The sequence below is a fragment of the Rhizobium sp. P2_G2 genome (assembly GCF_056403555.1).
In genome coordinates this window covers 1-22,941 of sequence record NZ_JBFUFF010000103.1, presented here as the reverse complement: position 1 = coordinate 22,941, position 22,941 = coordinate 1, and the positions used below count along the sequence as shown (strand labels likewise).

The 22,941-nt window shown below is 58.7% G+C and carries 28 protein-coding genes, 1 tRNA gene and 3 pseudogenes; 20 read left to right on the top strand and 12 right to left on the bottom strand.

The features are described 5' to 3' along the window. Positions 1-78 precede the first annotated feature (78 nt). From AC1D06_RS35735 to AC1D06_RS35710, 6 genes and pseudogenes are all read left to right on the top strand, one after another. On the top strand, positions 79-651 hold the full coding sequence (locus AC1D06_RS35735) for a hypothetical protein (RefSeq protein WP_477990456.1): 573 nt from the start codon (positions 79-81) through the stop codon (positions 649-651). Between the two features lie 34 nt (positions 652-685). Beyond that, positions 686-942 (top strand): annotated as a pseudogene (locus AC1D06_RS35730) (Rha family transcriptional regulator); the annotation flags it as partial. Positions 943-1,682: 740 nt separating this feature from the next. Then, positions 1,683-2,162, top strand: coding sequence for a hypothetical protein (locus AC1D06_RS35725; RefSeq protein WP_477990455.1), 480 nt, complete (start codon positions 1,683-1,685; stop codon positions 2,160-2,162). Then, positions 2,162-2,647, top strand: a complete 486-nt coding sequence (locus tag AC1D06_RS35720; protein WP_477990454.1) for a ribonuclease H family protein — start codon at positions 2,162-2,164, stop codon at positions 2,645-2,647. Before AC1D06_RS35725 ends, AC1D06_RS35720 begins: the two co-directional genes overlap by 1 nt. Further along, the gene (locus AC1D06_RS35715; protein WP_477990453.1) at positions 2,644-3,144 is read left to right on the top strand and encodes a hypothetical protein; all 501 of its coding nucleotides are present in this window, start codon (positions 2,644-2,646) and stop codon (positions 3,142-3,144) included. Before AC1D06_RS35720 ends, AC1D06_RS35715 begins: the two co-directional genes overlap by 4 nt. A 25-nt stretch (positions 3,145-3,169) precedes the next feature. Beyond that, on the top strand, positions 3,170-3,598 hold the full coding sequence (locus AC1D06_RS35710) for a hypothetical protein (RefSeq protein WP_477990452.1): 429 nt from the start codon (positions 3,170-3,172) through the stop codon (positions 3,596-3,598). A gap of 62 nt (positions 3,599-3,660) precedes the next feature. Here the strand turns inward: AC1D06_RS35710 and AC1D06_RS35705 are convergent, their stop codons facing one another. Next, positions 3,661-4,218, bottom strand: a complete 558-nt coding sequence (locus tag AC1D06_RS35705) for a hypothetical protein (RefSeq protein WP_477990451.1) — start codon at positions 4,216-4,218, stop codon at positions 3,661-3,663. A 344-nt stretch (positions 4,219-4,562) separates the two neighbouring features. Further along, positions 4,563-5,060, bottom strand: a complete 498-nt coding sequence (locus AC1D06_RS35700) for a hypothetical protein (protein WP_477990450.1) — start codon at positions 5,058-5,060, stop codon at positions 4,563-4,565. A gap of 203 nt (positions 5,061-5,263) precedes the next feature. On the opposite strand from AC1D06_RS35700, the gene AC1D06_RS35695 reads away from it, so the two are divergent. Further along, positions 5,264-5,824, top strand: coding sequence for a recombinase family protein (locus tag AC1D06_RS35695; protein WP_477990449.1), 561 nt, complete (start codon positions 5,264-5,266; stop codon positions 5,822-5,824). A gap of 331 nt (positions 5,825-6,155) precedes the next feature. Beyond that, complete coding sequence (locus AC1D06_RS35690; RefSeq protein WP_477990448.1) at positions 6,156-7,187, top strand: toll/interleukin-1 receptor domain-containing protein; 1,032 nt, start codon at positions 6,156-6,158, stop codon at positions 7,185-7,187. Between the two features lie 66 nt (positions 7,188-7,253). On the opposite strand, the pseudogene AC1D06_RS35685 reads toward AC1D06_RS35690, so the two are convergent. The 6 genes and pseudogenes from AC1D06_RS35685 to AC1D06_RS35660 form a co-directional block, all read right to left on the bottom strand. After that, a pseudogene (locus AC1D06_RS35685) lies at positions 7,254-7,820 on the bottom strand (DNA-processing protein DprA); the annotation flags it as partial. A 9-nt stretch (positions 7,821-7,829) separates the two neighbouring features. Continuing rightward, complete coding sequence (gene plsY / locus AC1D06_RS35680; protein ID WP_477990447.1) at positions 7,830-8,450, bottom strand: glycerol-3-phosphate 1-O-acyltransferase PlsY; 621 nt, start codon at positions 8,448-8,450, stop codon at positions 7,830-7,832. Continuing rightward, positions 8,432-8,923 carry a DUF6572 domain-containing protein gene (locus AC1D06_RS35675; protein ID WP_477990446.1) on the bottom strand — a complete coding sequence of 164 codons (492 nt, stop codon included), beginning with the start codon at positions 8,921-8,923 and terminating at the stop codon, positions 8,432-8,434. The genes plsY and AC1D06_RS35675 overlap by 19 nt, the downstream gene beginning before the upstream one ends. After that, positions 8,836-9,084: a DUF7660 family protein gene (locus AC1D06_RS35670; RefSeq protein WP_477990445.1), complete on the bottom strand. Its 249-nt coding sequence runs from the start codon at positions 9,082-9,084 to the stop codon at positions 8,836-8,838. The genes AC1D06_RS35675 and AC1D06_RS35670 overlap by 88 nt, the downstream gene beginning before the upstream one ends. After that, complete coding sequence (locus AC1D06_RS35665) at positions 9,050-10,342, bottom strand: dihydroorotase (RefSeq protein ID WP_477990444.1); 1,293 nt, start codon at positions 10,340-10,342, stop codon at positions 9,050-9,052. The genes AC1D06_RS35670 and AC1D06_RS35665 overlap by 35 nt, the downstream gene beginning before the upstream one ends. Beyond that, a complete protein-coding gene (locus AC1D06_RS35660; RefSeq protein WP_477880954.1) occupies positions 10,339-11,280 on the bottom strand; it encodes an aspartate carbamoyltransferase catalytic subunit in 942 nt (313 codons plus the stop codon). Before AC1D06_RS35660 ends, AC1D06_RS35665 begins: the two co-directional genes overlap by 4 nt. Positions 11,281-11,508: 228 nt before the next feature. On the opposite strand from AC1D06_RS35660, the gene AC1D06_RS35655 reads away from it, so the two are divergent. The 4 genes from AC1D06_RS35655 to AC1D06_RS35640 all read left to right on the top strand — a co-directional run bounded on the left by AC1D06_RS35655 (position 11,509) and on the right by AC1D06_RS35640 (position 14,671). Beyond that, on the top strand, positions 11,509-13,161 hold the full coding sequence (locus tag AC1D06_RS35655) for an acyl-CoA dehydrogenase family protein (protein WP_477990443.1): 1,653 nt from the start codon (positions 11,509-11,511) through the stop codon (positions 13,159-13,161). Between the two features lie 140 nt (positions 13,162-13,301). Further along, the gene (locus tag AC1D06_RS35650; RefSeq protein WP_477990442.1) at positions 13,302-13,955 is read left to right on the top strand and encodes a TetR/AcrR family transcriptional regulator; all 654 of its coding nucleotides are present in this window, start codon (positions 13,302-13,304) and stop codon (positions 13,953-13,955) included. 119 nt (positions 13,956-14,074) lie between these two features. Continuing rightward, positions 14,075-14,221, top strand: coding sequence for a hypothetical protein (locus tag AC1D06_RS35645; RefSeq protein WP_477990441.1), 147 nt, complete (start codon positions 14,075-14,077; stop codon positions 14,219-14,221). 117 nt (positions 14,222-14,338) lie between these two features. Further along, positions 14,339-14,671: a DUF6105 family protein gene (locus tag AC1D06_RS35640; RefSeq protein WP_477990440.1), complete on the top strand. Its 333-nt coding sequence runs from the start codon at positions 14,339-14,341 to the stop codon at positions 14,669-14,671. Here AC1D06_RS35640 and ruvX read toward each other — a convergent pair. After that, positions 14,608-15,102, bottom strand: a complete 495-nt coding sequence (ruvX, locus tag AC1D06_RS35635) for a Holliday junction resolvase RuvX (RefSeq protein ID WP_477990439.1) — start codon at positions 15,100-15,102, stop codon at positions 14,608-14,610. The genes AC1D06_RS35640 and ruvX overlap by 64 nt on opposite strands. A gap of 117 nt (positions 15,103-15,219) precedes the next feature. On the opposite strand from ruvX, the gene AC1D06_RS35630 reads away from it, so the two are divergent. The 4 genes from AC1D06_RS35630 (at position 15,220) to gatA (ending at position 18,263) form a co-directional block, all read left to right on the top strand. Then, the gene (locus AC1D06_RS35630) at positions 15,220-15,924 is read left to right on the top strand and encodes a metal-dependent hydrolase (RefSeq protein WP_477990438.1); all 705 of its coding nucleotides are present in this window, start codon (positions 15,220-15,222) and stop codon (positions 15,922-15,924) included. Positions 15,925-16,013: 89 nt separating this feature from the next. Beyond that, the gene (gatC, locus tag AC1D06_RS35625; protein WP_477880942.1) at positions 16,014-16,301 is read left to right on the top strand and encodes an Asp-tRNA(Asn)/Glu-tRNA(Gln) amidotransferase subunit GatC; all 288 of its coding nucleotides are present in this window, start codon (positions 16,014-16,016) and stop codon (positions 16,299-16,301) included. A gap of 6 nt (positions 16,302-16,307) precedes the next feature. Further along, positions 16,308-16,769, top strand: coding sequence for a GNAT family N-acetyltransferase (locus AC1D06_RS35620; RefSeq protein WP_477880940.1), 462 nt, complete (start codon positions 16,308-16,310; stop codon positions 16,767-16,769). 12 nt (positions 16,770-16,781) lie between these two features. Continuing rightward, positions 16,782-18,263: an Asp-tRNA(Asn)/Glu-tRNA(Gln) amidotransferase subunit GatA gene (gatA, locus tag AC1D06_RS35615; RefSeq protein WP_477990437.1), complete on the top strand. Its 1,482-nt coding sequence runs from the start codon at positions 16,782-16,784 to the stop codon at positions 18,261-18,263. Positions 18,264-18,298: 35 nt separating this feature from the next. Here gatA and AC1D06_RS35610 read toward each other — a convergent pair whose 3' ends face one another. Beyond that, positions 18,299-18,562 (bottom strand): DUF1294 domain-containing protein, encoded by a 264-nt coding sequence (locus AC1D06_RS35610; protein ID WP_477990436.1) that lies wholly within the window; start codon positions 18,560-18,562, stop codon positions 18,299-18,301. Between the two features lie 387 nt (positions 18,563-18,949). Here AC1D06_RS35610 and AC1D06_RS35605 point away from each other — a divergent pair. Both AC1D06_RS35605 and AC1D06_RS35600 read left to right on the top strand, forming a co-directional pair. After that, positions 18,950-19,014 (top strand) — tRNA-Met (locus AC1D06_RS35605). Positions 19,015-19,337: 323 nt separating this feature from the next. Beyond that, positions 19,338-20,480, top strand: a complete 1,143-nt coding sequence (locus AC1D06_RS35600) for a slipin family protein (protein WP_477880934.1) — start codon at positions 19,338-19,340, stop codon at positions 20,478-20,480. A 101-nt stretch (positions 20,481-20,581) separates the two neighbouring features. Here AC1D06_RS35600 and AC1D06_RS35595 read toward each other — a convergent pair whose 3' ends face one another. Then, entirely contained in the window at positions 20,582-21,616 is a 1,035-nt protein-coding gene (locus AC1D06_RS35595; protein ID WP_477990435.1) for a lysozyme inhibitor LprI family protein, read from the bottom strand. 243 nt (positions 21,617-21,859) lie between these two features. On the opposite strand from AC1D06_RS35595, the gene AC1D06_RS35590 reads away from it, so the two are divergent. After that, positions 21,860-22,117, top strand: a complete 258-nt coding sequence (locus tag AC1D06_RS35590; protein WP_477990434.1) for a hypothetical protein — start codon at positions 21,860-21,862, stop codon at positions 22,115-22,117. Positions 22,118-22,169: 52 nt separating this feature from the next. Continuing rightward, complete coding sequence (locus AC1D06_RS35585; protein ID WP_477990433.1) at positions 22,170-22,637, top strand: SRPBCC family protein; 468 nt, start codon at positions 22,170-22,172, stop codon at positions 22,635-22,637. Positions 22,638-22,654: 17 nt separating this feature from the next. Here the strand turns inward: AC1D06_RS35585 and AC1D06_RS35580 are convergent. Further along, positions 22,655-22,801: pseudogene (locus tag AC1D06_RS35580) on the bottom strand (IS5/IS1182 family transposase); the annotation flags it as partial. Positions 22,802-22,941: the final 140 nt, after the last annotated feature.

The window sequence follows — 22,941 nt, the reverse complement described above, 5'->3', positions numbered from 1 at the left end:
AACAAGAACGACCCAGATAAGGACGTCACCATGACCTTGATGATCTATGACGTACCTACGGCGTAGGACACAACCAAGATGAGGAGGATTATAAAGCTAATCGCCCCAGCACTCGCCTTTGCGGCAACGAATGCTCAAGCGGAGGACTTCGGCAAATATCCAGGAACCTATTTCTGCACGCCAAGTGCTGGCGCAGGACTTTACTACAACGAGGCAGCCAAGACGTGGGACAGCACAACGTTTGCAGTCAAAGGAATGGGCTATATTGTGAAGTTGTCCGACACGGGACGAAAAGTGAAAAGAAATATTCTGCGATACGCTGAACCTGGAAATAAGGATTCAGAACTGGAACAAGTTCCCGGAGAATATCCTGTAGTAACCTTGACTGTGAAAGAAAAAGGAGCGGAATATACTCAAGAGTGCCAAGACTTGTTCAAAGAAGAGTGGGACCGCAAGGACACAACAGACAACGAAATAATCATGCTCGGATCATTTCTCACTTGTTTTGGGCGAGGACCACGCTTTCAGTTCGACTTCGACACACTGCGCTTTCAATCAGATGGACGAGGCGGCTATATCTCAGGAAAGCCCGACAAAGAAAACACTGACACACCATTCATCTTCATTGGCACGTGCGACAAGATCGATTGAGGTTCACCCTCGCGCGAGCACCAAGGAAATCACCATGTCCAGCCGGGAAATCGCGGTATTGACTGGGAAGAACCACGCGGACGTAATGCGCGACATTCGGAACATGCTCTCCGGCTCGGAGAGGTAGCCAGCAGTTTTGCTGGGAACTACGTAGCGGCAAACGGTAAGACCAATCCGTGCTTCCTCCTCCCCAAGCGAGAGACCCTGATCCTCGTCTCCGGCTACAACGTAGAGCTTCGGGCGCGCATCATCGACCGATGGATGGAACTGGAAGAACAGGCGTCCGCACCCGTGCGGGCACTCCCTGACTTCAGCAACTCAGCCGAGGCGGCTCGGGCGTGGGCGGACGAACTGGGAGATAAAACAAAGGGTTAACGTAAATTTTAGTTCTCCTGCCATACTGCACATATCATGCCCCGGTCCCCCCTAGTTTACCCCTCATACTGCTCATGCGAGCACCTCTGGACCACGCGGCGTGAGTTTTCCCCCCATACCGCACATAGGAAGGCCGGGAGGACCGGGGGAGGAGATATGTCGTCATACCGCACATAGAATGGCCGGGAGGGGCGGGGGAGGAGATATGTTGCCATACTGCACACGAAACGCCCACGATGACAGGCTGCAAAAGATGGCACGCGACAAGACCCACTCACCAAGACAGGAATTCAACACCGCCACGAAAGAAATCTTCGTCTCTCACGTATACGTACACGCACACGCGTCTTAGAGTTTATCTTATAGTTTAACTCAAGGTGCACCTCAGGTTCCCTTCTTAGAGGTTAGACCAGAAGGGGTATTACCCTATTGTTACCCTCTCGGTTCCCTTCATGTGCTCCCGAGGTTCCCCGCTGGGTAACGTGATGTTATCTCCGGTGCCCCATCATAGCCCTTCCGCCCCCGGCTGGTCTCTTCGTCCATCCGCACCCCTTGAGCCTTTCAGGAGGCCACCACGGAAACCATTTGGTCTTCCGCTCTCTTAGCGCGTCCGCACGTCGGCTCACGCTCTTCTGATCAGCAGCAAGGTATCTGCCTTGATCACCGCACCCTCCGTGCTCACCATCGAACTTGTCGGCTCCTATATCGCCGTCCACCTGGAAAGCGGCACCACCGACGACCAGACGGCCAAGCGGGACAGAGCCACGACCAAAAGCCCCATTCCCATCCTCGCTCGCAAGCTAGTCGCCGCTGGCTACGATCCCCAGGCCCGTGTCCACGTCGTCCGCAAGGCATTCTCAGACGACCACCTGATGCCGGTCTTCAAGCGTGACCGAACGCTTCTCACTTGGTCTGCCGTGGACGTCATAGAAGATGTCTCCAAGGGTCCCCGCGAAGTCAAACACCGCCCGTATTCCGGCCCGACGCAATCCAATGTGACGATTGTGGCCCAACTCGCCCAAAACGCCCAAGACGTGGAGGAGGGCGGTGAAGATACCTCCCAGCACGCCATGGCGATAAATGCCGCCCCGGGCACCCAAAAGAACACCGATCCATTCGAAAAGGAAACCCGCTGATGTTGAACGACGTCTCCGCTATAGCAAATCTCCCCCTTGGTGCCTCCATTGACGTCTTCACGGACGGCGCATGTCTCGACAATCCCGGTCCCGCCGCTTGGGCGCTTGTCGTCACCCATGAGGGCAAGGCGATCTATTCCGCTTCCGCCGCGCTTGGTCCCGGAACAAACAACGTTGCCGAATTGAGCGCAGCTATTGAGGCCCTCCGCGTTCTTCAGAGCCGCCCCGATCTCGTTGCCGCGATTCGCAGTGATAGCAACTATGTGGTCAAGGGAATTACCGCGTGGGTTAAGGCCTGGAAGAGGAACAAGTGGAGGGGCGCGGATAAGAAGCCGGTCAAGAACCGCCCCCTTTGGGAAACCCTCGACTCTCTCGCATCCACCCTTCCCAATCTCGATTGGCGTTGGGTCCCCGGTCATAGCGGAAACGAGTTCAACGAGATGGCCGATAGTCTCGCTGGGGAAGCCGCGAGGGGTGCCGCGTGAAGTCTGAAAGCCAACCGACGCTTACTCTGCGCCCCGCCACAAGCGCCCTCGACTTTTCCGCAATCGCCGCCGCCCTCCGCAAAGAAGACGCCCATGAAATCAGCATGGCTGCTGGGCGCGTTCCCATCGCCACCCGGCTACGGGAGAATGTCGAATTGTCCACCGTCTCCTATGTCGCCACATCGGGAGACCAGTCGGTCATCCTTGGAGGGATTGCCGTGCGCCAGAACTTCGCCGCTGTGTGGGCTGTAGGGACCCCTCTGGTTTCCCGCCATATCCGCGATATCGCGGCACAGACCAAGCCAATGATTGCCAGTTGGTTCGAAATGTTCCCCGAGGTGCTCCTCATGGGTAACTTCTCGCTCGCGAGCAACACCCTTCACCATCGTTGGCTGAAATGGGCGGGGGCAACCATGCTGCCCGAGATTCCGCTGGGCCCCTCCGGTGCCTACTACGTGCCGTTCTATTTCGCACGTGAGGGTTACCATGTGTCTTGATCCGGGGAGCATGTTGGGGCTAGCCATGGGTATCTCCAGTGTAGCGGGACAAGCCGCAGCGGCACAGACCAATGCGGAGATTGCGACACAGCAGGCCCGTCTTGAGCACGCATCGCAAGCGCGTGAATACCTCATCGAAAGCGATGCATCGTCCAAGGAGCAGTACAAGGCCGCTCAAGAGCGTAACCGCGCTGTAGCTGAGGCCCGTGTGGCCGGTGCGGACATGCAAGGGACTACGTTCGGTGAGCAAGTCAGCGAGCAGCGCCGCCAGGGAGCGTTGTCGATTGCGAACGCCAAGGACCGTGAGGAAGTCGCCCGAGGCAACTATGTGATGGCGGCGGAGGACTCCAGCATTAAGGCGGCTAACGATATACGCGCGAACGCTGTCAACCCGCTCGCGGCCTTCACGGAGATCGCGACATCGGGGATAAAGGGCTACGGCTCCTTCAAGTGACTCTAGCATAAATCGGACAAGGGGGCGCTCCAGGGATTTCCTGAGGTGCCCCCTTCCGCGCGCTATTGAAGGCGCTCAGTGGGTGCCGTGCTCGGTCCAAGGTCGAACTTCACGACCACACTGCCGGTGCTCAGATCAATGCCGACTAGATGCCGGTGTCGGGGAGACAAGCGGTGCTGCAACGCCTTGGCGACGATGGTCAATAGTGTGTCGTCCAGGGAGCACACGAAGGCCGTCTTGCTGGACAGGCGATAAGCCGCCGCGTCACCCTCGTCATCAACGAAGCAATCGAAGAGCAAAGTCTTCGGCGCACTGGAGGCCCGTACCGCCTCGGGGACGTCCACCGCCTCTTGTGCCGAAGTTTTTGTCTTGGGGTGCGCCTTGCGTTGCGCAATGTTCACAAGCCTCTTCAGGTGCGTCACTCGATTTGGGACCCGACGGGGGCTTACATCCTCTATGTCTGCCTCAGGGTCCGCGATGTCAAAATCTTCGATCCCCGGTGAAAGAGCGGCATGGGCTTTGTTGCACGCGTCCAAGTAGGATTCGGCCATGATATGGTCCCAGAAAAGTGGGGCGCTGTTTGCGCCGTAGTAGATGACTGAAAACAATGTAGTCTGCATGGCATTTCCTCTTGAACCGGTTGCAGCCCGTTCGGTGCAACTCGCGGTGACCTAGGTGGCACGAGAGATTCGTGTTGACAAGAGGGGCGAAAATCCGAAAACATTCAGCATTTACAGACACTTCGCTATCGAATGTATCTAGGTCGTAAAACATCCTGTAGTTTCAATTGGTTCACCAAAATTACCTTCGTCATCGAAGCACACAAAATTATTTTCGGAGCTTTTTTGCGAAAACTGTGTGAGCGCATATCGTAAGGTCTTTCGCTGAACTCCCCCCGGTGGGGGTGCCCAGGGTGGCGCAAAATGCATCCCCCTGTGACATCTTTCTGAATTCCCTGACGCCCTCAGTCACCCCGCGTGATGGGCGTGACGTTGATCACCGGCCCCTGGTCTTCCTCATTGCCGGTTTCCTGAGCGGCGCTTTCCAGCGATTGCGACAGGTCGTCATAGAGGTACTTGGCGAACATGGACCCCGCACCCAGGACCACCCACAGGGGTAACCCGATGGCACCTCCAAGGGCCGCAATGCCAGCACCAGTGCTGCTGAACGTGGCGAGACCGACAGCCGCGGCGGCAAGACCGATGCGTTGAGCCGGGGTGCGATTGTCCCATCCCAGTGCCTTCGCTTGGGAAGCGACTGTCTTGATAAGTGGGAGTGCAACTTTGCTTTCGATGGTCGCCGCGATGGCAGCCTTTGCCTTCCAGTGGGCGGGGAGGTTCGCCTCTCTGATTTCTAACAGCTTAGCCAGCCAAGCCTTCACGGCCGACTTTTCTTCCTGAGGTATGTTCTCTGCTACGTAGAGCGCAACGCGCCTGTGCTTGTCGTATTGTTCGTCTGTCATTCGGTCTCCCGTGAGAGTGAGACTATCAAGGGTGGCGGCGGAAGGGAATGCCAAGCCGCATCCGTTCCTCACGTGCCAATAGACCCTGCCCATGTGGACTCCTTTCGAAGGGGCCTCATTTTAGTGTCACATGAATAGGTGTTGACTTTTGACACTAATGCTATCACAACATTGAGGACCCATGTGACACTAAGGAGGCCACAATGCCGTCGACCATCGTAGGTTACGCGAGAACATCAACGCTTGACCAAGTGGCGGGACTAGAGGCGCAATTGCGGGACCTGAAGGCCGCAGGGTGCGAGAAGATATTTCAAGAGCAAGTGTCATCGGTCGACACCAGCCGGAAGGAGTTAGAGCGTGCGCTCGACTATGTGCGGGAGGGAGACACACTGGTAGTTACCAAGCTGGACCGTTTGGCGCGGTCGATTGGCAACCTCGTTGACATCACGGGGAAGCTGAAGACCAAAGGTGTTGAGCTTCGCATATTGGCCTTGAACCTGGACACCGGGACACCCACCGGCAAGCTCATGTTGAACCTAATGGGCTCCATCGCGGAGTTCGAGCGGGACATGATGCTGGAGAGGCAGCGCGAAGGTATCGCCAAAGCGAAGGCCGAAGGGAAGTATAAGGGTAGGGCACCAACCGCACGCGCCAGGACGGGCGACGTGCTGAAGCTGAAGGCCGAAGGGAAGACGGTGGACGCAATCGTGGCGGCGCTGGGGGTCAGCCGATCGAGTGTCTTCAGAATACTCAGGGACGCGTGAGCGTGCCAGTTTCCTCCCACCTTTTTTGTCCACCCAAGGGAGCACCCATGACCTTCTCCGCCCTTGCAATTCTTGCGGTGTTCACGGCGACAATCTTTTACGGCTCAAGGTAACCTATATTGCCACGCACATTCTTTACGGTTGGTGGATCGCAGGTGCAGCAGTTTTCTGTTGGTCAGTCGGAACATTAAAGACCTTGAGTGTGGGCGCCTTCCGTCACAACGGAACGGATTCGCGATTTTTGGCGCGTAGGTCGCATACCGCAACCTAGATTATTGCGACATTATCTGGCACAGGACCTCATTTACCCGAGCCTGGAGTGATTCAAAAAATGTCGAGTGCGAAGAAAGCTGCTCAAATATTCCTGAGCCATGCCGCTGTGGACAAAGAGCTTGTTAGCGCCTTTGAAACGTTGCTTGCCAAATGCCTGGGACTGACATCGGCGGATATTTTCTGTTCGAGTTTGGAGGGACAAGGGGTTCCCAAGGGGGACAACTTCGTTGACGTCATACGGTCGAGAGTAACGGAGGCGAGGGCGGTAGTTGCGTTAATAACGCCTGCTTATCTTGACAGCACCTTTTGCGTTGCCGAGCTGGGCGCTGCGTGGGCACTCCAAACGAAAAGGCTGCCGATAGTTGTTCCGCCAAACGATTTTAAAGTTATGGATGCAACGCTACTCGGTATCGTAGGGGTTAGCATCGACAATGGCGACGGACTCGCACAAGCATTCGAGGATTTGTCTGAAAGTGTGAATGCAGATAGACCGTCAACTGGGGTTATAAATCGAGCGCTGCGTGAGTTTCAGCGTTCTTGGGAAGACCTGAAGGATAAAATCGCCGCGCCTAAGAGAATAGAAGCAGCAGTCCATGCAAAGTTGATTGACGAACTGCACCAAGCTATCGAAGCTCGCAACGAAGCGGAAGAGGAGCTTGTACGACTAGAGAAGTTAAACGCAGCGCTGCGAGACGCAAAAGACCCGATTGACGTCGCGGTGATCGATCGCCAGTTTGACAACTCGACCTGGGAGGAACAGCTTGAGAGCGGGCTCGACCGGATAAAAAAACTCCATCGTGAGCTGGGTGGCAAGGACATAACAAGGCTTTTGATCCTTGATCATTTTGGCAAGCCGAGTCTTCCAGATCTCAACTCGCAGAGAGATGAAATCAGTCGGGCAGTCGAACTCGAAGTGTACGATCCCGACGCGCATAAATGGAACTACACCACTGAGGTAAGGCAGCTTTTTGATGAAGTCAATTTAATCATTGATATCTTTCGAGAGCACCCTGAGGCGGCGGAGGCTCAAAGAAAATTGGGTAAGAGGACTGATCCTCAAAAGATTACGTTTTGGGAAGAGCGGCTGTAAGTATGCAGGATTAGCTATGGCTGCCCCTGCCTTCGAGTTCAACGAAACCTAACACAAGGGTGTTTCGTTTACTGTTTGCCAGAGCTGATCGAGGCCTCCGGCCAGGACGGCAATCGTTCCGGTGTCCAGGCTGGCTCGATGCGCGGCGGCATCGATGCCCCGCGCCAGGCCGGAAATGATGGTGTAGCCCGCCTTGCCGATATCGCGGGCCAGCATGCCGGCGAATTTGGCCCCGATGGCCGAGCAATTACGGGCACCGACTATGCCGACCGCCGGGCGCTGGAGCGCTCCGGCTTTGCCTTTTACGGCAAGCAATGGCGGAGCGCCTTCGATCTGCCGGAGCGCCGGCGGATAATCCGGCTCGCCGATGCCGACGAAACAGGCACCAAAGCGACGAGCGAAATCAAGTTCCGTCTCGGCCTCTTCCACGGTCGCGATGCGAATGCTGCGGGTGGCGCCGCCACGTACAGACAATTCCGGCAGCCTCTGCAAGGCGGCTTCGGCGGTGCCGAACTGATTGATGAGATCGCGAAAGGTCGCAGGGCCGACATTGTCGGAGCGGATCAGGCGCAGCCAGGCGAGCCGCTGGCGATCGGTAAGCGCAATGCCCTTCGAACCTGCGCTCTTCGCCATTCTGCCTGCTTACCCCTTGTTGCCGATCTTGCTCTCGGTGCCGGAGAGCAACCTCTGAATGTTTGCCCGATGCTTGATCCAGGCGATCACGGACATCACGGCTGCAAGCACCGCGACCTTATGGTCATCGACGACCCATTCCACAATCGGGATCACGATCGTCGCAACCAGGGCGGATAATGACGAGTAACGGCTAATGGCGGCGGTGGCAATCCAGACTAGCAGGAAAAGCACACCCATGCGCCAGTCGAGGCCGAAGGTCACGCCGATATAGGTCGCCACCCCCTTGCCACCCTTGAAGCCGAGCCAGACCGGGAAGATATGGCCGAGAAAGGCGAAGAATCCCGCGATGACGCCGCCTTCGATGCCGAGGAAATGCAGCGCCAGCAGGGCAGGGACCGTTCCCTTGACCGCATCGAGGATGAGCGTGGCGGCCGCGAGGCCCTTGTTGCCGGTCCGCAGCACATTGGTGGCGCCGATATTGCCTGAACCGATCGAGCGCACGTCGCCGAGGCCAGCCATCCGGGTGAGAATCAGGCCATAGGGGACCGAACCCGAGAGGTAGCCTAGCACGGCGCAGATGATCGCGGGAAAGGCCGCAATGTTCCAGGTTAAAAGATCTTCCACCAAGGCCTCCCGGTATCAGGTAAATTTGGAGTGGTTTTTTCCCGTAGCTCGGATGCCGACTTAATGTCGTCGCACTGAAATGAACAGCCCTGACCCTCTACAATGGTTTCGACGAGCGCCAAATATTTGCGGGCGTCAGCATCTGGTTCATGCGCGTGGGCCACCAGGATTTTTGGCTGTCGTCCATGCAGATGGGGATACTGATTGAAAAACTCGCCAGAAACAATGAAGTGCAGATAGGCACCCACCTTTTTCCCGAGCTTGTCAAGGTGATCTCCGGAATCCCACGGCTGGTCATCGACGAGTATCAGGATTGCAAACCTTCCGCTGGGATCTTTTGTGACAATATCGATCACTTCCGGATTATCGATGGACACGGTGAACTGACCTATTCGTAGATTCTCGATGCATTCAATATTTCGGAAAATACGTCCCACCGGACGCCCTGCGGGAATTGCCTCGTGTCTGTAATCCACGCCTGCATCGCCTCAAGGAATTCTTCGAGGTTCGCATTCTCCCAAGCGTCTGGCTCATTCGAGAGGCTTGTCCTCAAGCTCGACAAGAACTCGATGAATTCTTCTCTTGTTCGAGGTTTTTGGAAATTATTCACGGCCAAAAACTGGCTTGCCAGCCACATAAGTCGCCACCGCCCGCCCGGAAAAGCGGGCATTCTCGAACGGCGTGTTCTTGGAGCGCGAGACGAGGTGATCCTTGATGCAGATCCACGGCTCGTCAAGATCGATCAGCGTGATATCAGCAGGCGTTCCCGGCTTCAGCGTCCCGCCCGGCAGGCCGAAGATCTCCGCCGGCTTGGTCGACATGGCGTGGATCAGCCGCATCAGGTTGACGGAGCCGTCGTGATAAAAGCGAAGTGCTGCGGCCAGCATGGTTTCGAGGCCGATGGCGCCGTTGGCGGCTTCGCTGAAGGGCAGGCGCTTGGTGTCGACATCCTGCGGGTCGTGCGCGGAGACGATGATGTCGATCTCGCCATTGTTCAGTGCCTCGACCATTTTCACGCGTGCATCCTCGCCGCGTAGCGGCGGGTAGAGCTTGAAGAAGGTGCGGTATTCGCCGATGTCGTTTTCGTTGAGCGTCAGGTTGTTGATCGAAATGCCTGACGTGACCTTGGCGCCGCGCTTCTTGGCTGTTGCAATTGCCTCGACGCTTTCCGGCACGGAGATTTTAGCCGCGTGATAGCGGCCCCGGGTCAGGGCTGCGATGCGGAGGTCGCGCTCCAGCGGGATCAGTTCCGCCTCGTGCGGGATTCCGGAGAGGCCGAGCCAGGAGGCGAGCAGGCCCTCGTTCATCACGCCTTCGGCACTGAGATATTGATCGCGGGCTTCGAGCGCGACCACGGCGCCGAATTCGCGTGCATAGGTCAGTGCACGCCGCAGCACCTGCGTATCATGCAGATGCTCCCGGCCATTGGTGAAGGCCACGGCGCCAGCTTCCTTGAGCAGGCCGATCTCGGTCATCTCTCCGCCGGCCAGTCCCTTGGTCAGGGCTGCGGCCGGATAGATGTTGACCGGGGAGGCGTCGCGGGCATTCTTGCGGACGAATTCGACCAGGGCGACATCGTCGATCACCGGGTCTGTATCGGGCATCATGATGAAGGACGTGATGCCACCTGCCGCGGCGGCCTTGCCGGCCGAGGCGATGGTTTCGCGGTGCTCGCCGCCGGGTTCGCCGGTGAAGACCGAGGCGTCGATCAGGCCGGGGACGGCGAGGAGATTGCTGCAATCGCGCACGACTGCACCGCCGGGCACGCCCTGGTTCAACGCCTCGCGGCCAGCAGCCTCGATCTTGCCATCGCGTATGATGATCGTGCCGGTCTCGTCGAGGTTACGCGACGGGTCGACGATGCGGGCGTTCTGGAGGACGGTGACGGCGCTCATACGCGTTCTCCCAGATTCTCGTTGACCAGCAGGGCCTCCATGACAGCCATGCGCACGGCCACCCCCATCTCGACCTGTTCGCCGATCACGCTTTGCGGGCCGTCGGCAATATCGGAGGCGATCTCCACGCCGCGGTTCATCGGGCCGGGATGCATGACGAGCGCATCCTCCTTGGCGGCTTTCAGCTTCTCGGCATCGAGGCCGAAATAGTGGAAATATTCGCGCACCGAGGGCACGAAGGCGCCCGACATGCGCTCGCGCTGCAGGCGCAGCATCATCACCACGTCGGCATCCTTCAGGCCTTCCTTCATGTCATGATAGACCTCGACGCCCATATCGGCGATGCCAGCCGGCAGCAGCGTCGCCGGCGCCACGACGCGGATGCGCGCGCCCATCGCACCGAGCAGCAGCATGTTCGAGCGGGCGACGCGCGAATGCAGCACGTCGCCGCAGATGGCGACGATGATGCGCGACAGCTTGCCCTTGGCGCGGCGGATGGTCAGCGCGTCGAGCAGGGCCTGGGTCGGATGCTCATGCTGACCGTCGCCGGCATTGATCACCGAGCAGGACACTTTCTGCGACAGAAGCGCCGCAGCGCCGGCGGCGGAATGGCGGATGACCAGCACGTCCGGACGCATGGCGTTCAGCGTCATCGCCGTGTCGATCAGTGTTTCGCCCTTCTTCACCGAAGAATTGCCAACCGACATGTTCATGACATCGGCGCCGAGCCGTTTGCCAGCGAGTTCGAAGGAGGCTTGGGTGCGGGTCGAGGCTTCGAAGAACAGGTTGATCTGGGTGAGGCCGCGCAATGTCGACGTCTTCTTTTCCCGCTGCCGGGAGATTTTCACCGCCTCGTCGGCCTTGTCGAGCAAATAGCCGATATCCTGTTCGGTCAGGCCCTTGATGCCGAGCAGGTGGCGGTGGGGAAAAAAGACCATGAGGGTAATCCTTTCAGGATTTTCGCGCTCTATAAGAGGGCAGCGTTCGAGGAGCAAGGGCCGTGCGGCGACAAACCGCGCCGATCCCCAGCGGAATGCGCTTCATCAAATTCATGGCTGTTGCTCAGGATTGAAAAGCAACCGCACACACTTGTTTTCAACAGGGATTCAAGCAACATGGCGCGCGCCCCGCATGCATTGCCCGACAAATTGGTTTAGATGACCGCTATGAACACAGCGAATCTCGATCTCACGCCAGAAGAACTGAACCAGCCAGCTCCTTGGAGCGGCATCAATGCTTTCCGATCAGATCCGCTGCTCGTCGATATTTCCTCCGGCATGCCGCGCCCTTTGCGCGAAGAGTTCGAGACCATCGGGCGTTACGTCACCTCGCACGAGGCGCAGGAACTGGCTCGGATGGCGAACCAAGGCACGCCGCAGCTAAGGACCCATGGACCGCGTGGCGAGCGGCTGGATGTGGTCGACTACCATCCGGCCTACCATGCCTTGATGCGGCGCTCGATTGCCAACGGCCTGTCTTCCTCCATCTGGGAGAACAAGCCGGACGAGAAGGGCATTGCCCACCAGGCAAGGGCGGTTCGGTTTTTCCTCACTGCGCAGCTCGAATGCGGCCATCTCTGCCCGTTGACCATGACCTCGGCCTCAGTCGCTGCACTGCGCGCCAATGAATCTGTGCTGCGCAATTGGCTTGGCAAGATCACCTCGCGCAAATACGATTCTGCCAACAAGCCGGTCAACGAGAAGACCGGGCTGACGATCGGCATGGGCATGACGGAGAAGCAGGGTGGCACCGATGTGCGGGCCAATCGCTCCGTTGCCGAACCGCTCGGTGACATGGTCTATCGGCTGTCGGGCCACAAATGGTTCATGTCGGCGCCCATGAGTGACGCCTTCGTCATGCTGGCGCAGACGCGCGAAGGCATGGGCTGTTTCCTCGTGCCGCGACTGCTCGAGGATGGCAATCGCAACGGGCTGCGTTTCCAGCGGCTGAAGGACAAGATCGGCAACCGTTCGAATGCGTCGAGCGAGGTGGAATTCTCCGATACCTACGGCTTCCTGCTGGGGCAACCGGATCAGGGCATCCGCACCATCCTCGACATGGTGACGCTGACGCGGCTCGATTGTGCCGTCGCTTCGGCAGGCATCATGCGCGCCTCGCTGGCCGAGGTGGTCCATCACATTCGCGAGCGTTCGGTGTTCGGCAAGAATCTCATCGACCAGCCGATCATGACGCGTGTCGTGGCCGACATGGCGCTCGACGCCTCGGCAGCAACGGCGCTGTGCTTCAGGCTGGCGCATGCCTTCGACAATGCGGCTACCAATCCRGAAGAGGCGGCCTATCAGCGGATCATGACGCCGGTGATCAAATATTGGGTGTGCAAGCTCGCGCCGTCGCTGATCTACGAGGCGATGGAATGCCTCGGCGGCAGCGGTTATGTCGAGGAGCGGCCGATCGCGCGGCATTACCGCGAGGCGCCGGTCAATGCCATCTGGGAAGGCTCCGGCAATGTCATGGCGCTCGATGTGCTGCGTGTGCTGGTGCGCCATCGCGATCAGTTCGAGCTTCTCTTCGGCATGCTGCAGCGCGACCTCGGCCCGGCGGGTTCGAAGACGGTCGACGTGCTGCGCGCCGCCGTTGCACTTTGTGAGCGCGACGAGGGCTCTGCCCGCTTCCTGGTCGAGCAACTGGCGCTGGCGGCCGGCTCGGCGGAACTGCTGCGGCTGGGGGCAGGGCGGATGGCCGATGCCTTCCTCGAAACCCGGCTCGCCGGCGGCTGGCGCTCGACCTATGGCATGCTCGATTCACGCTTCGACTCGAAGTTCATCGTCGAACTGCTCTATCCGGCATCAGGCCACTGACCAAAAGCGCAGCCTTCTGTCGGGAGGCACATATCGGGTCACCGAGCGGTGATGTTATCCCCAGCATGCTGCGTCACTGATATTGCGGCAACGACATTGTGTTTCTATCGTCCGGAGCGGAATCAGCGGATGACGGGAAAATGCTCGACACAATCGACACGCAAACTGCGGAACCGGAAGATGGCGGCGGAGCGCCGATGCGCGACCGCAATGCCACGACTGCGCGGATATTGAGAGCTGCCTCCGAACTGCTCGCCGAGAGCGGTTTCCAGAATTTCGGCGTCAACGCCGTGGCGCGCCGCGCCGGCTGCGACAAGCAATTGATCTACCGCTATTTCGGCGGCATGGACGGTCTGGTCGATGCGATCGGCGCGGAGCTGGCCGGCTGGGTTGAGCAGCGGATGCCGGAGAATGGCGGCGGCGGTTTCCTGCTGACATACGGCGACCTGGTCGAGCGGCTGCTGCTGCTGTTCATGGAAGCCCTGCGCGACGATCCGCTGATGAAGAAGATAATCGCCTGGGAGATCTCCGAAAATTCGCCGCAGGTGAAGCGCCTGGCAGAGGCGCGCGGCAAGGCACTGGCGCTCTGGATCGACAGGGTTGGCGGCAAGATGCAACCGCCCAAAGGGATAGATCCGGTGACGCTCAATGCGATGCTGATCGGCTCGGTGCAGCATATCGTGCTTGCAGGCGAGGCGGCGGGGCGCTTTGCCGGCATAGAGCTCAAGACCGCCAAGGACTGGGAGAAGGTGGCGCAAGCTGTTCGCCGCCTGGTTCGCGGCGTCTATCCGTAAAGCTGATCCTCCCTCGCTTTCTCAGCCTTGATCGACGTTAACCTTAACAAATGGTTTACGTTGCGCGCATCATCTTAACCTGTGACACTCGCATCGATCGGCTGACAGGGTTTTGCGTGATGCGGATCGGAATTTGGAATGTCTCGGCCACGGCGCTGCTGGGCCTGGCGATTTCGTTTATTGCCAAGGATCTGACGGTGCCGGTGACAGGCTTTGCGGTGCTTGGCTTGCTCGACAGAATTGTCATGAGCTGGCTCGCGCGCTGAGCGCCAATGCTGAAATGACTGCGGCCTGTGATGGGCCGAAGGGATACGAGAATGGAGACGTGGCCTGCCGAGCCGGCAAAGACCGGACGGCGCCCGCCAGTTTAAGGGATACCCGGGATGAAATGGGTGCTGTTTTTCTGGGCAATGCCGCTGGTGCTCCTGGGAAGCTGGTATTCGCTCTCCTATTACGACATCAATTTCGGCACCCTCCTTCTGTCACGGCGGATGCACGACCTCGTCTTCGAAGTCTATGGCCACATTCTCGGCCTGCCGCCGAAAAGCATTCCGCCGCTGGTGCTGAAGGCAGTCATCGTCGACTCTCTGGTCTTGTTCTCCATCCTGGCGTTCCGCCGCCGCCGGCAGATCGCGGCGTGGTGGGAGAAGCGTCAGTCCTCCAAGCCGCCGGAAGCATCCCTCGATATCGACAAAAGCCTGTCGAGCGCCCCCTGAAGGATGAAGGCGGCAGCGGCGGAGTCGATCCGCTCCTCGCGCTTTTTTCGCGAAACATCCATCTCGATCAGGGCTCGCTCGGCCGCGATAGTCGACAGCCGCTCGTCCCAGAAAGTGAAGGGGATCGCGGTCTTCTCCGACATATTGCGCACGAAAGCGCGCGTCGCCTGTGCCCGCGGCCCCTGGCTGCCATCCATGTTGATCGGCAGGCCGATGACGAAGGCCTTGACCTCTTCCTTTTTAGCGAAGGCCAGCAGGACATCCGCGTCGATCGAGAACTTCTTGCGGTTGATGACCGGCCTCGGGGTGGCGAAACGATGCCCCTTGTCGGAAAGTGCCAGGCCGATCGTGGTCGTGCCGAGATCGAGGCCGGCGATAAGATCGCCGGCAGCGAGATGATGCGCCAGGTCTTCGATGGCAAGGATGGTCATTGCGGCTCCTCTGGGCAACTTTCCGTGAACTTGTCCTTAAACGCTTCACGCTGTCTTGGAAACATTGGAGCTTCGCGCTACTGATCGCCAATTGTATAAAAACATTGGAGAATAGCGATGAAACTTCGCTGGCTTGGTCATTCCGCGTTCCGCGTCGAAACCGCAAAACAGACGATCCTGATCGATCCCTTCCTGACCCATAATCCGTCCTTCCAGGGGCTGGACCTCAAGGATGCGGTCAAGGGTGTCACGCATATCCTGTTGACCCATGGCCACATGGACCATGTCGGCGATGCGATCGCACTGGCAGGTGAACTCGATGCCGAGGTGGTCACAAACCCGGATCTCGGAGCCTGGTTGGCACATCGCGGCGTCAAGAAGATTAACCCCGGCAATACCGGTGGCACGATCCATACCGGTGGTTTCTCGGTGACCTTCACCAATGCGCTTCATTCAGCCGCTCATCTGACTGAAGATGGCGTTTCCCACGCGCTGGGCAACCCGAACGGCCTGGTGCTGCATTTCGACGACGAGCCGACGCTGTTGCACATGGGCGACACCGACATCTTCTCGGATATGGCCTTGATCAACGAGCTGCACCAGCCGGACATCGGCATCGTGCCGGTCGGTGATCGCTTCACCATGGGTGGTGCGGTGGCGGCACTGGCCTGCCAGCGTTTCTTCGATTTCAAGACCGCCATTCCCTGCCATTACGGCACTTTCGGCATTATCGACCCGACGCCGGAAAAGTTTGTATCGGGCATGGATGGTTCGAAGACCAAGGTCGAGGCGCCGGCCGTTGGCGATACCGTGGCCGTTTGAGGCTGCGGCGACAGAACACCCAAAAACCCGTTGCACCCATCCCCGTGCGCCTTTATAGCGTGCGGGGACGAATGTGACTGGAGTGGGACATGTCGGTTGATGTGACGACCGTGAAGCGGGTGGCGAAGCTGGCCCGCCTGGCTTTGACCGAAGAGGAAGCCCAGAAGATGATGGGCGAGCTCAACGGTATCCTCGGTTTCGTCGAGCAGCTTTCCGAGGTCGATGTTGATGGCGTCGAGCCGATGACGTCTGTGACGCCGATGGCGATGAAGAAGCGTGCGGACGCCGTCACCGACGGCGACATCGCCGATCGTATCGTCGCCAACGCGCCGGTCACCGACAAGAATTTCTTCCAGGTGCCCAAGGTCGTGGAGTAAGCGCCATTGGCCATCACGCTGACGACGGAGAGCCCGCTGCAGGATGAGGTCCGCGAACTGGTCGCGGAGCTCAATGCGCACCTATTGACGCTCACGCCGCCGGAACATTCCTATCACTTGACGGTCGAACAGATGGCCGAGCCCGATGTCACCGTCTGGATCGCGCGCGACAGTGGCAGGCCGGTGGCCTGCGGGGCGCTGAAGCGCCATGACAAGCGCATCGGCGAAGTCAAGCGCATGTATACGCGGCCTGAATGGCAGGGGCAGGGTATTGGCCGGCGCGTGCTGGGTGAGATCCTCAGTGCAGCGATCTCCGATGGGCTCGAGGAACTGGTGATCGAGACCGGCGACCAGCATCATGCAGCCTGGGCAATCTACGAGAAGGCCGGCTTTACCCGCTGTGGGCCGGTACTCGATTATCCCGACACGCAATTTTCCGTTTTCTATCACAAGCAGCTTTCCGCCTGAGACGAGTATCCGATGACCGATCTGACCCGCCTGACCATTGCCGACGCCCGCGAGAAGCTTCTTGCGAAGGAGATCACCGCTGTCGAACTGACGGATGCCTATCTCAATGCGATCGAGGCGGCCAATGACAAGCTGAACGCCTATGTAAAGGTGACGCCGGATCTTGCCCGTGCGCAGGCGAAATTCTCCGACGCCCGCATCGCTGCGGGCAAGCCCGGTGCGCTGGAAGGCATTCCGCTCGGGATCAAGGACCTGTTCGCCACCAAGGGCGTGCATACCCAAGCCTGCAGCCATGTGCTCGACGGCTTCAAGCCGGAATATGAGTCGACCGTCAGCCAGAATCTTTTCGATGACGGCGCGGTGATGCTGGGCAAGCTCAACATGGACGAGTTCGCCATGGGCTCGTCCAACGAGAGTTCCTATTACGGTGCGGTGAAAAACCCCTGGCGCGCCAAGGGCTCGAATGCCGATCTGGTGCCCGGCGGATCGTCGGGCGGCTCCGCTGCTGCGGTTTCGTCTTTCCTGTGCGCCGGTGCGACCGCAACCGACACCGGTGGCTCGATCCGCCAGCCGGCTGCGTTCACCGGCACGGTCGGCATCAAGCCCACCTATGGCAGATGCTCGCGCTGGGGCATCGTCGCCTTCGCCTCGTCGCTCGACCAGGCCGGACCGATTGCGCGCGACGTGCGCGATGCAGCGATCCTGCTGAAATCCATGGCCAGCGTCGACGCCAAGGACACGACATCCGTCGATATCCCGGTGCCGGATTACGAATCTGCCATCGGCCAGTCGATCAAGGGCAAGCGGATCGGCATTCCCAACGAATATCGGATTGACGGCATGCCGTCCGAGATCGAGGATATCTGGCAGCAGGGCATTGCCTGGCTTAGGGATGCGGGCGCCGAAATCGTCAACATTTCGCTGCCGCACACTAAATATGCTTTGCCGGCTTACTATATCGTTGCCCCGGCGGAAGCCTCGTCCAACCTTGCCCGCTATGACGGCGTCCGTTACGGCCTGCGCGTCGAGGGCAAGGATATCAACGACATGTATGAGAAATCGCGCGCCGCCGGCTTCGGCCAGGAGGTCAAGCGCCGCATCATGATTGGCACCTATGTGCTCTCGGCCGGCTATTACGACGCCTATTACATTCGCGCCCAGAAAGTCCGCAACCTGATCAAGCGCGACTTCGAACTCGTCTTCAATGCCGGCGTCGACGCGATCCTGACGCCCGCCACGCCATCGTCTGCCTTCGGCATCGCCGACCAGGATATGGCCAATGATCCGGTGAAGATGTACCTCAACGACGTGTTCACGGTGACGGTCAACATGGCCGGCCTGCCGGGCATTGCCGTTCCCGCCGGGCTCGACCAGAAGGGGCTGCCGCTTGGCCTGCAACTGATCGGCAAGCCTTTCGACGAGGAAATGCTGTTTCGTACCGCCCACGTCATCGAACAGGCTGCGGGCCGGTTCTCGCCGGAAAAGTGGTGGTGACAGAGTTTGCTGGGCGCTCAGCGTCAGGCGAGCGCTCATCGTGAGAGTGTCATTGCCAGAAAGTAGCCTGCCGCCATCAGGCAAAGGCCCATATGGAGGCCGATGATCGCGCGTAGCCGCGAGCGGAACGGTTCTTTCCTCGTCTTGTGGCGAAAGGCTTGCTGACCGAGGATTGCGCCTGCACTTCCTCCCAGGAAGGCAAGCAGAAGCAGGGTGCTTTCCGGGGTGCGCCTCTCGCCATTGCGCGCAGAAACCTTGTCGGACCAGAACGCGAACAATGTGAACGCGTTGATGGCCAAAAGGGCACAGACAATTGCGAGTTGGGTGGGCACCCAGCAACTAAAGAATGCTTCCTGTTAAAATGCAGTGAATCGAAGCCGGCGCGAAATGAATGTCGCATGATCGTTTGATCAGATTGGCGCATTTCGGAGACAGCTCACCCGGCAGTTTTACAAAACGACATTTTCCGTCTTGTCTGCGAAACCAGTTCGCTCTATACGCGCCCTCCCGGCCGAAAGCTGGAGCGGTATCAGCGGTTGGCGTTCCCCGTCCACCCGTGCAGGCGGCCTTGCCGTGCTGTATGCGGATGCTTCTCCGGAGGAAGGGGCTAGTCGGATATAGCTCAGTGGTAGAGCACCGGTAGGAATACCGGAGGTCGCCGGTTCGAATCCGGTTGTCTGCACCATGGATAGCTCAGTGGATAGAGCATCGGACTCATACCCCGACTGTCGAAGGTTCGACTCCTTCTCCAACGCTGACTGAAAATCAGCTCACCTCGCCAAGGTGTTGTCCAATACGGTCCGGGGACCGGAATGTCGACGGTTGGAAGCTGGCTGTATCGAGAGATGCGGCCCAGTGGTAAGCCTGACGCCGTGCGCCATTGCCGAATGGCGGTGATGGGCGGAACGCGACTTAGCCGGCTAAGGGAATACGTTCCCTTGGCTCGCTTGGCTGCCTTCCGCTCCGCTCCCGACCGTTTCGTGACGCCGCATGCCACCGGTCCCCGGATCACCATCAACGAACGAATAGAAAGGAAGTCCGGGACGTGACGTAGACCGGCAGGAGTGAAGAACAATGACCATTCTCGAAAAGATACTCGGACGCACGCGCGTCCGCGCCAAAGAAACCGAACGCCTCATCGTGCTCGAAAAGGGCAAGCTCATGGGCCTTTATGGTCCGGGCGAGCATGTGATCATGGCGAAGGAGCGGGATCTGGAGATCGTGCGCTTCGATATTGGCGCGCCGATCTTCAATTCGGTCTACGAGAAGCCGTTGTTCGACCGTTTGCCGGAGGTGGCCGAGCGCTATCTCACCGTCTTCCGGACCGAAGCCGATGAAGTCGGCCTGATCGAGCGGGATGGCGTCGTCTTTGTGACGCTGGCGCCGAACCAGAAGCTGGCGGTCTGGACCGAGACCGGTCCCTGGGCCATGACGACGTTCGATATCGCTGCCGATCTTGCGGTCGATCCGGCGATCGTGCGTCGTCTTGCCCGCGCCAAACGGACCGAGCTTTTGATGCCGATCACGGTACAGGATGGTCAAGTTGGTCTCGTCCATATCGACGGTGTCTTCCATGGCATGTTGCAGCCCGGTCTGCACGGCTTCTGGAGTATCGGTAAGATGGTGACGGTCAAGGCCATCGAGCTCAAGCGCCAGCCGCTCGATGTCACGGGCCAGGAACTCTTGACTCGCGACAAGGTGACGATCCGCGTCAACCTGACGGCCGAATACCGGGTCACCGATCCGGTCAAGGCCGTCACCGAGGTGAAGGACTATGCAGATGTGCTTTACCGGGCGCTGCAGCATGCCTTCCGCGCAATGCTCGGGACGTTGACGCTGGACCAGATCCTCGAGCGCAAGGCGGCGGTCACGACCGAAGTTGCCGGCCAGATCCGCGAGGAAATGGCTCGGATCGGCCTGGACGTGTCGACCATCGAGCTCAAGGACGTGATCCTGCCGGGTGAGATGCGCGACATCCTCAACCAGGTCGTCGCTGCCGAAAAGCAGGCTGAGGCGAACGTGATCCGCCGGCGCGAGGAAACCAACGCCACGCGCTCGCTGCTCAACACCGCCAAGGTCATGGCCGAGAACCCGATCATGCTGCGTCTCAAGGAGTTGGAGGCGCTGGAATCGATCGCCGGCAAGGTGGAGCGCCTGACGATCCATAACGGAACCGGCGGTCTGATGAACGACCTGGTTCGGCTGCGCGACAGCTGATCTGGAAAACGCCGCTCGAAACGGACCCGCCCGGAATCGATCCGGGCGGGTTTTCGCTGCCTGCGAAGGCGGATATGTCGGAGCAAGCGGTTGATTGCTCTTTACTTGACCTTTTGGTCCACGGCACTCGGAAGCGCCGCGCCCTCGGCCAGATGGAGCCTTATTGCCTCATAGGGCAGGGTGCAGCTCGTCGCGTCGTTGTTGAACGGCAGAGAGAAGGTGATGGATTTTCCATCGAATTCCCAGTTGGCCGGATCGCGGAAGTAACCGATGAATTCGCTGGATGGCCCAAAGTCCGCCCCGCTATCGTCTACCATGGCCGCCGGCAGCGACGATTGGTCTCCCAGGTCGGCCATGATCCGATCATGGCATTGCTTGGCAAGAACCGGCACGTCTTCCTCCCTAAGCAAATCGCCAAGGGTGAGTTTTTGGCCCTTGTCCAGATACTGATTGATGTAAGAGGTGGAGTCGAAGTCATGAATGCCTGAGCTGGATTGGTCGTGAAGCGGCGCGGAGATGAAGTTCTTCGTTTGAAAGGGCTGTTCCATGGCCTTTTCCACGGCACAGCGACTGCAATCGTAATAATCGGCACTGGCGCTGTTGTCGTCCTTGGCAGACGGCGCGTTGCCAGTGCGGCGATCACCGGCATATTCTTGCCAGGTTTTCTCCACGGCGGCATTGAATGCTTTTTTGCCGACGGTATCGGGATCTTCGAACTCAAAGAGCGTGATATCGGTCACACCGGCATCCGTTCCGAATGGAACATAGTAGCGTTTGAAGACCAGTTTTCCCTGGCTCATGGGACCTATGCCATCGGCACTTCTGAGGAAATCGGTGCGGCTGCGGATCATCACCAGCAGGCACTGCACATCCGCTGTTTCGCAATTTCCCCTCGTCGATAGCCATGATTTCTGCAACGTCTTGATGGCACGCTGCTGCTTTTTGTCTCGTCCGCGGTAAAGGCTGTCATAGGCGCGGTTCATTTCCTGGTCCGCTTGCTTCAACTGCGGATCGCTACAAATGGCGGCCACGAGACGATCTTTTGTTTCCGCGGCGCTTGAACAATCGAGCGCGTGCGCCGGCAGCGCGAACATGACAAGACAGATGAAGGCGAGACCTTGCAGAAGGCGAAGCATGCCGAACAACCCTGATTGCATATGACAAAAGATTTGCGTTGGCGACCCGTCGGGAGATCCGGAGTCGGCCCAACGGAATACCTTGTCAAAATGGGGCACAGCTCTTTCGATCGCGTAAATTGAGGAAATTCACTGTCGCGATGCCGGGACAGTAGCGACTTTCAGTTTGCGCTGGCGAAGTTTCTTGATACTTGTACCAATGTACCAATGTACCAATGTACCAAGATATGACAGAGTGCCGCCATGCCAGAAAATGAACCGAGAGCCGTCGAGCGCATTCAAACCGGCGTGCGGCTGGAAAAGCGGCTCGTCAAGGTGATGAAGGCGCTTGCCGAGCACAAGGACATGACGCTGAGTGACCTCATGGAGGGCATTGTTCTGCATGCCTTCGAGGGGCGGATGGCATTCTCGGCGGAAACTTTGGATGTCATTGCGCGGCTTAAGGAAATCTATGGACTCGATCTCACCGCGGAAGACAGCCACCGTCTACGGGATCGATAAGCAAGCGGTGCCGAGTGGCGGACAATGCATCACTATTGAGGAGGACATCAGGATGTTTTCTGCAGCGCATGCCAGTGTTGACCACGCAATCACCTTGCCGCTCTCCGCCGATCAGGCTTTCCCGCTGTTCACGCCCGAGGGAGAGCGCCTTTGGATTGCCGACTGGAACCCGCATTATTTTTATCCGGCCAATGGCGAGACACTGATTGGCATGGTGTTTACCACCGGCCATGGCGATGAGGTTACATACTGGACCATGATCGATTTCGACATGGTTGCGCACTCCGTCCGCTATAGCCGGGTGACGCCGGGCTCCCGTTCGGTGTTCGTCGAGGTCAGATGCCGGGCCGTGTCCGAGGATGAGACCGAAGTCAAGGTGAGCTATACCTTGACCGCTCTGTCCGAAGCCGGCAATGCAACGATATCCGCTTTCGTCGAGGGTTTTCCCGCCATGATCGACGACTGGAAGGCCAAGATCCTGGCCTATCTCGAGCGCAGCAATGTCAACATTCACCCCTGAGAGCCCGATTCAAAAGTTCATTCGTAGATCCAATACCTTGCGATGCGCCTTGTGAGCATTCGGATTGAAGCGATTTGCGCCCATGCTGTTGAGCTTTCGATGGATTTTTCCCAATCCTTGGCGAGGCGGCGGCAACGCCCGAGCCAAGCAAATGTTCTTTCGACGGTCCGCTGTACAATGTTGCGTGGAACTGGGCGCCTGGCTTGGTGATTTTGGGCCGGCTGGGCCATCAAGTGGCGGAACACGGAAGATGATCTCGATGTCTGCATCGTCGATTTCGACCCGGCGAACCACGGTACAGATG